This is a genomic window from Blautia difficilis, assembly GCF_014297245.1.
Lineage (GTDB): Bacteria > Bacillota > Clostridia > Lachnospirales > Lachnospiraceae > Blautia_A > Blautia_A difficilis.
This window is the reverse complement of record NZ_JACOQG010000027.1, coordinates 38,322-50,757: the sequence shown is the minus strand read 5'-3', so window position 1 is coordinate 50,757 and position 12,436 is coordinate 38,322. Positions and strand designations below refer to the sequence as shown.

10 protein-coding genes are annotated in these 12,436 nt (G+C 42.8%); 2 read left to right on the top strand and 8 right to left on the bottom strand.

All coding sequences use genetic code 11. The features are described from left to right. On the bottom strand, positions 1 to 915 hold a 915-nt coding region (locus tag H8Z82_RS13850; RefSeq protein WP_186995427.1), incomplete at its 3' end, for a LacI family DNA-binding transcriptional regulator. 431 nt (positions 916 to 1,346) lie between these two features. On the opposite strand from H8Z82_RS13850, the gene H8Z82_RS13845 reads away from it, so the two are divergent. Next, complete coding sequence (locus tag H8Z82_RS13845; RefSeq protein WP_186995426.1) at positions 1,347 to 3,782, top strand: GH36-type glycosyl hydrolase domain-containing protein; 2,436 nt, start codon at positions 1,347 to 1,349, stop codon at positions 3,780 to 3,782. Positions 3,783 to 3,836: 54 nt separating this feature from the next. Here the strand turns inward: H8Z82_RS13845 and H8Z82_RS13840 are convergent, their stop codons facing one another. From H8Z82_RS13840 to H8Z82_RS13830, 3 genes are all read right to left on the bottom strand, one after another. Continuing rightward, positions 3,837 to 4,712, bottom strand: coding sequence for a LysR family transcriptional regulator (locus H8Z82_RS13840; protein ID WP_019161165.1), 876 nt, complete (start codon positions 4,710 to 4,712; stop codon positions 3,837 to 3,839). A gap of 137 nt (positions 4,713 to 4,849) precedes the next feature. After that, positions 4,850 to 5,860, bottom strand: coding sequence for a GGGtGRT protein (locus H8Z82_RS13835; protein ID WP_117844979.1), 1,011 nt, complete (start codon positions 5,858 to 5,860; stop codon positions 4,850 to 4,852). An 18-nt stretch (positions 5,861 to 5,878) separates the two neighbouring features. After that, entirely contained in the window at positions 5,879 to 6,571 is a 693-nt protein-coding gene (locus H8Z82_RS13830; RefSeq protein ID WP_019161164.1) for an iron-sulfur cluster assembly scaffold protein, read from the bottom strand. A 252-nt stretch (positions 6,572 to 6,823) separates the two neighbouring features. Here H8Z82_RS13830 and H8Z82_RS13825 point away from each other — a divergent pair, with 252 nt between their 5' ends. Beyond that, entirely contained in the window at positions 6,824 to 7,564 is a 741-nt protein-coding gene (locus H8Z82_RS13825; RefSeq protein ID WP_186995425.1) for a TraX family protein, read from the top strand. 110 nt (positions 7,565 to 7,674) lie between these two features. Here H8Z82_RS13825 and H8Z82_RS13820 read toward each other — a convergent pair whose 3' ends face one another. The 4 genes from H8Z82_RS13820 to selD form a co-directional block, all read right to left on the bottom strand. Then, positions 7,675 to 8,343 carry an LbetaH domain-containing protein gene (locus H8Z82_RS13820; RefSeq protein ID WP_173743425.1) on the bottom strand — a complete coding sequence of 223 codons (669 nt, stop codon included), beginning with the start codon at positions 8,341 to 8,343 and terminating at the stop codon, positions 7,675 to 7,677. Positions 8,344 to 8,345: 2 nt separating this feature from the next. After that, a complete protein-coding gene (locus H8Z82_RS13815) occupies positions 8,346 to 10,451 on the bottom strand; it encodes a DNA topoisomerase (RefSeq protein WP_186995424.1) in 2,106 nt (701 codons plus the stop codon). Position 10,452: 1 nt separating this feature from the next. Beyond that, complete coding sequence (locus H8Z82_RS13810; protein WP_019161160.1) at positions 10,453 to 11,208, bottom strand: formate/nitrite transporter family protein; 756 nt, start codon at positions 11,206 to 11,208, stop codon at positions 10,453 to 10,455. Between the two features lie 170 nt (positions 11,209 to 11,378). Then, positions 11,379 to 12,416 carry a selenide, water dikinase SelD gene (selD, locus tag H8Z82_RS13805; protein ID WP_186995423.1) on the bottom strand — a complete coding sequence of 346 codons (1,038 nt, stop codon included), beginning with the start codon at positions 12,414 to 12,416 and terminating at the stop codon, positions 11,379 to 11,381. Positions 12,417 to 12,436 lie beyond the last annotated feature (20 nt).

The window sequence follows — 12,436 nt, the reverse complement described above, 5'->3', positions numbered from 1 at the left end:
CAGCTTCTCCGCAGCTATCCTGCCAATTGCCGCTGTGTCCTGACAAAGGGTGGTGAGCTTTGGCTCCAGAATTTTCGCAATATCAATTCCATCATAACCTGCAATAGAAATATCATCAGGAATTCGTAATCCTCTTTCTCTGATCTCGTTAATTCCTCCAATAGCAGCATAATCATCCGGATAAATAATACAGGTAGGAGGATCCGGAAGTTCCAGCAGTTCACCGGTTGTCCGTGCTGCACTGTCTGCATCTCTGTATGGGCTTTCTTTTACATATTCATCCGGAATCTGAACCCCCAATCTCTGCACAGTTCTGTAAAAACTGGTGAGACGCATCCTGGTAACAGAGGTATTGTCACCGTGGATATAGGCAATCTTTCTGTGACCCTGCTCGTAGATATAGCTCACCAGCTCCTCCATACCCTGACTGTTGTTGGAAACCACTGCAATATTCCCGTCAAAAACATGGTCAATCGTCACCACCGGAATCTCTGAGCGGATCAGTTCCTGCACTTCATCTGTATAAAAGTCAACACAGGCGATCACCACTCCGTCTACCCCTCTATAGCGACAATGTTCATAATAGCTTAACTTCTGTCCTGAGATTTTACCGCTGGTAAAGGTAATATCATAACCTCTCTCCTCTGCAGTCCGTTTAAAGCTTTCAAGCACATGATTAAAATAATTATGGGTAAGTCCGCTGCGTGCTTCATCTACAAACATAACTCCAATATTGTAGCTTCTCTTTGTCTTTAATGTTCTGGCAGAGGAATTGGGCAGATATCCCATTTCCGAGGCAGTTTTCAAAATCAGTTTCCTCGTCTCTTCACTGATATCTGAATAACCGTTCAGCGCTTTGCTTACGCTTGCCACAGAAACATTACATTTTTTTGCAATTTCTTTCATGGAAACCATATTTACGCCTCAATCTGTCACTATACACTCCGTGAACAGTAACTCCTTTCCTTCTAAAATTTTCGTAATCGTTTTCGTGCTTTTATTTATATCTATTGTATAACTACTCACACAATTTTTCAAGATAATATTTTCTATTTTTGTGCAATATTTACTATTTTCGTATGGTTGCACAATTTTCCCATCCTATTTTTTCCTTTTATTACAAATCAGTTTCATCATTTTAACGAAAATTCATCTATTATTTTGGACAGTTATTTTTCCTGAAAACAGTTGATTTTCTTATTTTATTCCGCTATACTAAGGAAAAACAGCAGAATATCTCACGATTCCATGTCGTTCCTTTCTGAACTTATTCGTTTTCGTGATTTAATTTTCTGTATTTTCAGTAAACATGTTATATCTCACTACAACAAATAGGAGGATTTTTTATGAAATTCGGTTATTTTGATGACCAGGCAAAAGAATATGTCATCACTACCCCTGACACCCCTCTTCCATGGATCAACTATCTGGGAACTCAGGATTTCTTCTCCCTGATTTCCAATACCTGCGGAGGCTACAGCTTTTATAAGGATGCCAAGCTTCTGCGCATCACACGCTACCGTTACAACAATATTCCGGTAGATTCCAACGGCAAATATTATTACATCCATGATGGCGAAGATATCTGGAATCCAGGTACAATGCCTTCCAAAACACCTGTGGATTCCTATGAATGTCATCACGGAATCGGATACAGCCGTTTTCTCTCTTCCAAAAACGGATTAAAGGCTGATCTTCTGGCTTTTGTACCGGTAAATACTTCCTGTGAAATCAATAAACTGACTCTTACCAATACCACTGACAAACCCAAGACTTTCTCTCTTTTTTCTTATGTAGAGTTCTGTCTCTGGAATGCAGTTGATGACAGCACAAACTTCCAGCGAAACTTAAGTATTGGTGAAGTTGAAATCGAAGGCAGCACAATTTATCACAAAACAGAGTACCGCGAACGCCGCAAACATTACAGCTTCTTCAGTGTAAACTGTCCGGTAGACGGATATGACACAAGTAGAGATGCTTTCCTAGGACATAATAACGGAAATGCTTTCCCTGACGCTGTAAAGAAAAACAAAGCAGGTAATTCCGTAGCCAGCGGCTGGTACCCTATTGCAAGCCATCAGATTAATCTTACACTTTCCGCCGGAGAATCCCGTGATCTGGTTTTCGTTCTTGGCTACAGCGAAAATCCTCAGGATCAGAAGTTCCTTGCTCCTAATGTAATCCGCAAGGATGGGGCTCACAAAATCCTGGAACAGTTCCAAACAACACAGCAGGTTGATGCAGCATTTGCAGAGCTGAATGCTTACTGGTCCAAGCTGCTCTCCCGTTACCATGTAGAAAGTAAGGACGAAAATGTAAACCGTATGGCCAATATCTGGAATCAGTACCAGTGTATGGTAACTTTCAATATGTCCCGTTCTGCTTCCTATTACGAATCCGGCACAGGCCGCGGTATGGGATTCCGTGATTCCTGCCAGGATCTTCTTGGTTTCGTACACCTGATCCCGGAACGTGCAAGAGAACGTATCCTGGACATCGCAGCTACTCAGTTTGAAGACGGAAGCGCTTACCATCAGTATCAGCCTCTTACCAAAAAGGGAAATCTTGATATCGGAAGCGGTTTCAACGATGACCCCCTTTGGCTGATTGCTGCAGTTTCCGCATATCTGAAGGAAACCGGTGATTTCTCTATTTTAAACGAAATCGTTGACTTTGACAACCAGAAAGAAAAAGCAGCTCCACTGTATGAACATCTTCGCCGTTCTTTCGAATATACCAGCACTCACCTGGGACCACATAAGCTGCCTCTCATTGGACGCGCAGACTGGAACGATTGCCTGAACTTAAACTGCTTCTCCACAGAACCTGGAGAACCTTTCCAGACAACCGGGCCTTCTGAAGGACCAGTTGCCGAATCAGTCTTTATTGCAGGAATGTTTGTGAAATACGGTAAGGAATTTGCTCAGATCAGCCGTCATATGGGAGATAACGAAACAGCCACAAAGGCAGAACAGGAAGTAGCTGCCATGTATCAGGCTGTATTGGATGCAGGCTGGGATGGTGAATGGTTCCTCCGCGCATATGACGCACAGTCCCAGAAGATTGGATCAAAGGAATGCAAAGAAGGACAGATTTTCATTGAGCCCCAGGGCTTCTGCGTTATGGCAGGAATCGGTGTCAAAGAAGGACTTGCTGAGAAAGCTCTGGATTCTGTCAAAGAGCGTCTGGATACAAAATACGGTATCATGATCCTGCAGCCGGCTTATACCCAGTATTATCTGAATCTGGGAGAAATTTCCTCCTATCCGCCAGGATATAAAGAAAATGCAGGTATCTTCTGCCACAATAATCCATGGGTATCCATTGCAGAAACAGTGATTGGCCGCGGCAACAGAGCCTTTGAAATTTATAAAAAGACCTGTCCTTCCTATATTGAAGACATCAGCGAAATCCACTGTACAGAACCTTATGTTTATTCTCAGATGGTAGCAGGCGCTGACGCAGTTTACCATGGTCAGGCTAAAAACAGCTGGCTCACAGGTACTGCAGCATGGACTTTCTGGAATCTTTCCCAGGCTATTCTGGGTGTACAGCCATCTTATGACGGATTATGCATCGATCCATGTATTCCGGAAGGCTTTGGAGATTTCACACTCACCAGAACCTTCAGAGATGCTGTTTATCATATTGATGTGAAAAACCCGGATAATGTACAGAAAGGGGTTAAGAAAATCAATGTGGATGGCAAGGAATATGAAGGCTGTCTGATTCCTTTTGAAGAAGGCAAAAAAGAATATCACGTAACTGTATACATGGGCTAAAATCCCAAAACAGCCATATCATTTTCTGTGATATGGCTGTTTTTTGTTACTTTATTATATCATCTCCGGCAGGATTTTCTGAATGCATTCAATAAATTTCTGTGCTGCAGGAGTAATACTTTCCGCATTACGCAATGCAATTCCCAGTTCTCTGGTCACAGAAGGTTCAAGAGGAAGGGTCTTTATCGCTTCCTGAGTATGGCCGATCACAAGTTTCGGAAGAATACTCACACCAAGATGGCTGGATACCATTGAGAGGATTACATGGTCATCTTTTGATGAAAACTTGGTATCCGGAGTAATATCAGCGATTTCCAGTGCTTCATGCACATCATAATCTACGCCTTCAGCAGAAATAATAAAGGACTTCCCGGCCATTTCTGAGATAGGAAAAGCCTCTCTTCCCATTGTGTCATAATCCTCAGGAACTACTGCCAGCAAAGGATCTTCATACAACGGAATCCAATCCAGGCAACCAATGTTTCTTTTACTCAGCAGCCCAAAATCTGCCTGGTTATTTTCCACCCACTGCACAATATCATCTGTACCACCCTCCATCAAGGCAATATCGATACCTGGATATTCCTGCTGAAAAGCATGGATGATCTCCGGTAGCCAGTTTCGTGCTATGCTTGCAAAAGAAGCAATGGTAAGCCGTCCTGTTGTCAATCCATTCAGAGAACTGATGGTCTGCTCCAACTGTTCATTAATGGACAGTAGCTGACGTACCAGAGGCAGGATGGTCTCTGCATTGGTGGTAGGAATTACCCCTTGTTTGGTTCTGATAAAAAGAGGAAAACCAAATTCAGCTTCCATCCCTTTCAGAATATGACTCACACCAGGCTGAGTATACCCCATCCGCTCTCCTGTTTTTGTAAAATTTTTAGTATCTGCCACATCGGCAAATAAAGCATATTTATTAATCTCCACTCCGAATCCCCTCATTTTCCGGTCGCAAACTATACATTTTAGCGCAAAAAGGGGAGCTACTCAATTAAGAATAACTCCCTTTTTATTATTTTTATTACTCCGTTTGGACACGATAAATGCTTATTTTAAGCTATTTATTAGAATTTACCAGCTTTAGCAGCTTCCTCAATGGAAACAGCTACTGCAACTGTCATACCAACCATCGGGTTGTTACCAGCGCCGATGAGACCCATCATCTCTACGTGAGCCGGTACGGAAGAAGAACCAGCGAACTGTGCATCAGAGTGCATACGTCCTAATGTATCTGTCATACCGTAGGAAGCTGGACCTGCTGCCATGTTGTCTGGGTGAAGTGTACGTCCTGTACCACCGCCGGAAGCAACAGAGAAGTATTTCTTTCCTGCTTCAAGACGTTCTTTCTTGTATGTACCTGCAACCGGATGCTGGAAACGTGTCGGGTTTGTGGAGTTACCTGTGATAGAAACGTCAACGTCTTCTTTCCACATGATAGCAACACCTTCCGGAACGCTGTTAGCGCCGTAGCAGTTAACTTTTGCACGAAGACCTTCAGAATAGGATTTTCTGAATACTTCTTTCACTTCGTTCTTGTATGGATCGTATTCTGTCTCTACATATGTAAAGCCATTGATACGGGAAATGATCTGAGCAGCATCTTTTCCAAGACCGTTCAGGATAACACGTAATGGTTTCTGACGAACTTTGTTAGCTTTCTCAGCGATACCGATAGCACCCTCAGCAGCTGCAAAGGACTCATGTCCAGCCAGGAAGCAGAAGCACTCTGTTTCTTCTTCAAGAAGCATTTTGCCAAGGTTACCATGTCCAAGACCTACTTTACGTGTATCAGCAACGGATCCAGGAATACAGAATGCCTGAAGACCTTCTCCGATAGCTGCTGCTGCGTCTGCTGCTTTCTTACATCCTTTTTTGATTGCGATAGCAGCACCTACTGTATATGCCCAGCAAGCGTTCTCGAAACAGATCGGCTGAATGCCTTTGATCTGATCGTATACATTAAGACCTGCGTCTTTTGTGATTTTCTCAGCTTCTTCGATAGAAGCAATGCCATAGCTGTTTAAAACAGAATTGATTTTGTCAATTCGTCTCTCATATGATTCAAATAAAGCCATTTCCTGTTACCTCCTAAATTATTCTTTTCTTGGGTCGATAATTTTAACAGCGTCTGCAACACGGCCGTACTGACCTTTTGCTTTTTCCCATGCAGTATTCGGGTCATCGCCTTTTTTGATGAAATCAGTCATTTTTCCAAGGCTTACGAACTGATATCCGATAATCTCATCATCTGCATCAAGAGCAATACCTGTTACATAACCTTCTGCCATTTCAAGGTAACGAGGTCCTTTTTTCAGAGTTCCATACATTGTACCAACCTGAGAGCGAAGTCCTTTACCAAGGTCTTCGAGTCCAGCGCCTACAGGAAGTCCGTCTTCTGAGAATGCAGACTGTGTACGTCCGTAAACGATCTGAAGGAAGAGTTCTCTCATAGCTGTGTTAATCGCATCACAAACTAAGTCAGTGTTCAGTGCCTCCATAACAGTAAGACCCGGAAGGATCTCAGAAGCCATAGCTGCAGAGTGAGTCATACCTGAACATCCGATAGTCTCAACCAGTGCTTCCTGGATGATACCTTCTTTAACATTTAATGTAAGCTTGCAGGCACCCTGCTGTGGTGCACACCAGCCAACACCGTGTGTAAGACCGGAAATGTCTTTGACTTCTTTTGCCTGTACCCATTTAGCTTCTTCTGGGATTGGAGCGGCGCCATGATGAACGCCCTGTGCAACTGGGCACATTTCTTCTACTTCGCGTGAATAAATCATTGTAAAACTCCTTTCAAGTATAGATTAACTTCATGTTGTTATACCCGGCACTGTACAGAACTGCTGAATGAACTGTACAGGGTAAATCTCTGAGGTCTGCTGAATGACTTCAGAGGAGTATGCCTAACAACCTAGTGTTATTTTCTCACAAAAGTGCTGATTCGTCCAGTCATAAATTGTAAAATTTTTAACCATCTTTGATTTTTTTGTGGTAAAATAGTTCTAATTTCTATTAATGAAGGGATTTCTATTATGACGACAAGGTTACCTGCTTCCTTTCTCCCTGAACGATTTCGGGTTCTGAATGGAAGTGCTTTAAAATTAATCGCCATCACCCTGATGCTCATTGACCACACCGGTGTGATGATTCTGTACAATTACCCCGCCACAACTGCAACTCTTTTCAGTTTCGGTGGTGTAGATTACAGCTGGTATCGAATTTTCCGGGATATCGGAAGAGCCGCTTTTCCAATTTTCTGTTTTCTGTTAGTGGAAGGATTTTTGCATACACATAATCGTAAGAAATATGGCCTGAATCTGTTTTTATTTGCATGTATCTCTGAGATTCCATGGAACTTCATGTTTACCAATACCTGGAGATATGAGAAGCAGAATGTATTTTTTACCCTGTTTCTGGGATACCTGGCATTCTGTGCGTTGGAATACTTCTGGGATAATCAGAAAATGCAGCTTGTCTGCGTACTGGCACTGCTGGCTGTCTCCGTATTCCTAAAGGCAGATTACGGATGGCGGGGATTTGTATTCCTGCTGATCATGTACTGGTTCCGCAACGACAAAACAGCTCAGGCCATCATCGGAAGCTGCTGGCTTTACTACGAATGGAAGGCATGCTTTGCTTTTCTTTCCATTAATATGTATAATGGCGAACGTGGATTTATCAGAGGAAAGTTTTTAAAGTATTTCTTTTACTGGTTTTATCCGGTGCATATTGCCATTCTGGTAATCCTGAGGAAAGTTTTATTTCATATGTAATATCAATTACAACAGATGTCTTCTATATCTGACAGACAAAAAAATATAAAAGAGCAGGCTGTATGACTGAAATAATATCATTCCTACAGCCTGCCTCTTCTATTTTTTAATTATCTCTTTTCCACAACTTCTGTTTTTGACTTGTAAATATGATTTGCAGGTACGCAGCCTCTTACTGAAGAAAGCGGATAAATATTGCAGCAGCGTCCGATCACAGTTCCGGGATTTAATACGGAGCCGCAGCCTACTTCTACGTTATCTCCAAGCATGGCGCCAAATTTCTTCAGACCTGTTTCAATCTTCTCCTCACCATCTTTTACAATTACCAGTTTCTTGTCAGATTTTACATTGGAGCAGATGGAACCTGCGCCCATATGGGATTTGTAACCAAGAACTGCATCACCTACATAATTGTAGTGCGGAACCTGTACCTTGTTGAAAAGTACAGCATTCTTTAATTCTGTAGAATTACCTACTACCGCACCCTCACCTATGATCGCTTTTCCACGGATAAATGCACAGTGGCGTACTTCTGCTTCTTTACCAATAATAACCGGACCGTTGATGCAGGCCGTAGGTGCTACTTTGGCACTTTTTGCGATCCATACATCTTCTGACGGGTGGTCGTATTCTTCCTCACTTAAGGTCTGTCCCAGTTTCAGAATGAAATCTCCGATCTCCGGTAATACTTCCCATGGATAGTTTTTTCCTTCAAATAAATCCTTTGCGATTGTTTCGTTAAGATCCAGAAGATTTGCAATTGTATAATCTTTTAACATTTTTATTTTCCTCTTTTCTTTCCTGCCGGTTCTTTATAGTTCACTGCTGCAGCATCAAAGAAGCGCCGCAGATAAGCCTGATAATTATTCTTTTCCACCTGCTGGGTCTGAATACGCACAAAATGTTCCAGCTTGTCCATGTATTCCTGTTCTGTAATGCTTCCCTCTGCCACATAATTAAGTCCTTTTTCCCAGCTGGCAGTCAGTTCCGGATTCAGAAGCTGCCGGATAGAGCAGTTTACCACATCAAAGATCATCTCTCCAAGAAGTGTCGGAGTGATGACCTGGGTTTTCTTGTTCAGTGCCAGATATTTGATATTGCACAGCTTCTTAAGAATCTCTGCTCTGGTGGCACTGGTACCAATTCCGCAGCTCTTGATCTGAGCACGTAATTCCTCATCCTCAATAAGCTGTCCGGCATTCTCCATTGCAAGAATCATGGAACCGGAATTATAACGCTTTGGTGGTGATGTCTCACCCTCCTTAATACTCAGGCTGTCCACGGAAAGTATATCACCTTTTTTCAGATTCTGCAATGCGGTAAGAAGGCGGGTATCACATGCCATATCTTCTGAAGAATTATCTGAACCATTCTTTCCATTATCTGGATCAGAATCTTCATTTCCGTTATTCCCCGCCACACCGGTTCTGTTTCCGCCACTCATGGCATCTGCTACTTTCCGCTTCGCAAAAGAATTTGTGGCAACTTTTAAATATCCTTCATCCAACAGTACTTTAAACGAGGAAAAGAAGCTCTCATTCTGAATCTTTGTTACAAGGCTGACCTTCTGATATACAGCAGGAGGATAAAAAATACATACAAACCTTCTGACAATGGTCTCATATACACGCTGCGCAGTAAGAGAAACACCTCTTAATGCATTTAATCCCTGCCCTGTGGGTACAATTGCATAATGATCTGTAATCTGCTTATCATTAACATATCTGGTCTTTGCCAGATTTTTGTAATTTCCCTGTTCAATAATGTGCTGTGCGATTTCCGCTGTATGTTCATAATTTCGCAGCCCGGAAATATTCTTATAAATCTCCTTTGCAGCCGCAGTCGACAATACACGGGCATCCGTTCTGGGATAAGTGACCAGCTTCTTCTCATACAGTTCCTGTACGATTTTTAATGTCTCATCCGGACTGATCTTGAACAGCTTGGAGCACACATTCTGAAGCTCCGCCAGGTTAAATAAAAGCGGCGGATTCTTGTTCTCTTTTTTTCGCTCAATTTTCTCTACTGTACACTGTAGAGGCTGACTTACCGACAGCTCCTGTATCAGTTTTTCAGCATAGACTTTCTCTTTAAATCCGTTCTCTTTATACAGATAAGGAGTCTGGAAATATCTGCTGCCTTCCACAGCTCTCCATTCCCCCTCAAAGTTTTCTCCCTCAAGGGCAATGCTGCTGAGTACGCGGTAAAACGGAGTTTTTACAAATGCACGGATCTCACGCTCTCTTCGCACTACCATTCCAAGTACACAGGTCATAACCCGTCCTACGGAAATGGCCTGATATTTCGTATTTAAATAATTTGACACGCTGTTTCCATAACGCAGTGTCAGTACACGGGAAAAATTAATTCCCATGAGATAGTCTTCTTTCGCCCGAAGATAGGCTGAAGCAGAAAGATTGTCATAAACTGACAGATCCTTTGCCTCTCTGATTCCTCTCATAATCTCTTCTTCTGTCTGAGAATCAATCCAGACTCTCTTTTCTTTTTTTCCATGAACACCTGCCATCTGTGCCACCAGACGGTAGATGTATTCTCCCTCCCGTCCGGAGTCAGTGCACACGTAAATAGTGTCCACATCCTCACGGTTAAGCAGTCCTTTTACGATCTCAAACTGCTTCTGCACTCCGGGGATCACTTCATATTTAAATTCGCGCGGCAAAAAAGGCAGGGTATCTAAACTCCACCTTTTATATTTGATATCATATTTTTCCGGGTAGCTCATGGTAACCAGGTGTCCCACACACCAGGTCACCACACTGTCCTGAGATTCCAGGTAGCCATCCCGTCTTTGTCCGTTGATTTTCAAAGCTTTTGCGAATTCCTGTGCCACACTGGGCTTTTCGGCTATGTATAAAGCTTTTGACATATTATTTATCTGCACTCATCTTTCTAAGCGGCCATGCCAGTAATAAGGCACCACCCACCATATTTCCTAATGTTACAACTACCATGCTCTTAATCATGGCTCCGATGGATAATCCAGGTACCAGACAGTATGCGGTAACAAAGATTCCCATATTTGCGATGCAGTGCTCAAATCCACTTACAACGAATCCTGAGATACACATGGTAATCATCAGAAATCTTCCTGCATCACTCTTTAATTTCATACCACAGAGTACACCGAGACAGACGAAGAAGTTACAGAGTACCGCTCTGAAAAACATCTGTCCAAGAGGGATACTCAGTTTATTTCCAATGAACCCTGCAAAATAATCTGCAGTTCCTGATGCCCCTGCCCATACAAACAGCAATGCTAAAATTGCACATCCAACAAAGTTTCCGAGGTAGCTTACGCCCCATACCTTGCCAGCTTCTTTCCAGCTTACCTGTTTATCAAAGGCTCCGAATGCCATTACCATATTATTACCGGTAAAAAGTTCACCGCCTACGAAGCTGATCAGAAGTACTGCAATCGAGAATACCAAAGCTCCCAGAAATTTTCCCCATTCCGGCGTGGTCTTGGAAAAAACATTTCCAACTACATTACTGTAGATCATGGCCATATCAATAAAGAATCCCGCCATAACCGCGCGTACAAAGTACTTGAAGAAGTTGGTGTTTACCAGGTTACTCTTGGCTTTCGCCGCGTTTGATACTTTCTGCACATCCTCAAAATTCATAATAACACCTCCGCAATGTTTTTAATAAAAACATTATAGCACTTTGACAACTTTATCACAATCTTTATTTGTTGTAATAGTTCACTAAATATATTGTCATTTTTTGGTTATTATTAAATTTAAATAAAATATTCAGATATTGATTTTTTATATCAATAACATCAGGCAGTCTAATCAAATATTACATATTTATCCTGCAATTCTGTAACAGTACCGATAATTCCTCCGGAAATATCCATTTTTCCCAGTTCAGCAGCAAGCTGATCCGCCTCATCTGACGGCACTGCGAGAAGTAGTCCCCCTGAGGTCTGAGGATCAAAAACCACATCCTCCTTCCAAAGCTCCCTGATCTCACTTCGGATTGCCTCTCCTGCAAACTCCCGGTTTCTATATGCACCCTCAGGAACCAGTCCCATCTGGGCATATTCAGCCACACCATCCATAACAGGAAGTTTCCCGGAATGAATCACCAAAGTCTTTCCACTGCCCTTTGCCATCTCCAGGCTATGTCCTGCCAGACTGAATCCAGTCACATCTGTGCAGCTGTGAATCGTATATTTTCCAGCAATCTCCGCTGCATATTTATTCAGCTTTGCCATCACCCTCTGCACTCTCTCTGTTTCCTCTGCTGATGCCATTTCTGCTTTGATCGCCGTATTTAAGATACCACTTCCCAGAGGCTTGGTGAGAATAAGGATGTCTCCTGCTTCTGCGCCATAATTTTTCCACATTTTATCCGGATGCACATAACCTGTTACACAAAGTCCGTATTTCGGTTCTTTATCATTGATGGTATGTCCTCCTGCAAGAACTGCACCGGCTTCCATTACCTTATCAGCTCCGCCTCTGAGGATCTGTTCCAGCACTTCCGGTCCCAGGCAGTTTGGAAAAGCCACCACATTCAGGGCCAGCTTGGGAATCCCCCCCATAGCGTAAACATCACTCAGTGCATTAGCCGCTGCAATCTGACCATACATATAGGGATCATTTACCACTGGTGGAAAAAAATCCACTGTCTGGATCATTGCAAGCTCATCTGATATTTTATATACTGCAGCATCATCTGAAGTCTCCGGCCCTACCAGAAGCATGGGGTCTGTAAACTTTGGCAGTTTTTCCACCACCTGTGCCAGAACCTTAGGGCCGATTTTTGCGCCACAGCCTGCCGCACTGGCAAGTTGGGTAAGATATACTTTATTATTTTTCATCAAGATAGCTTCTCCCTTTC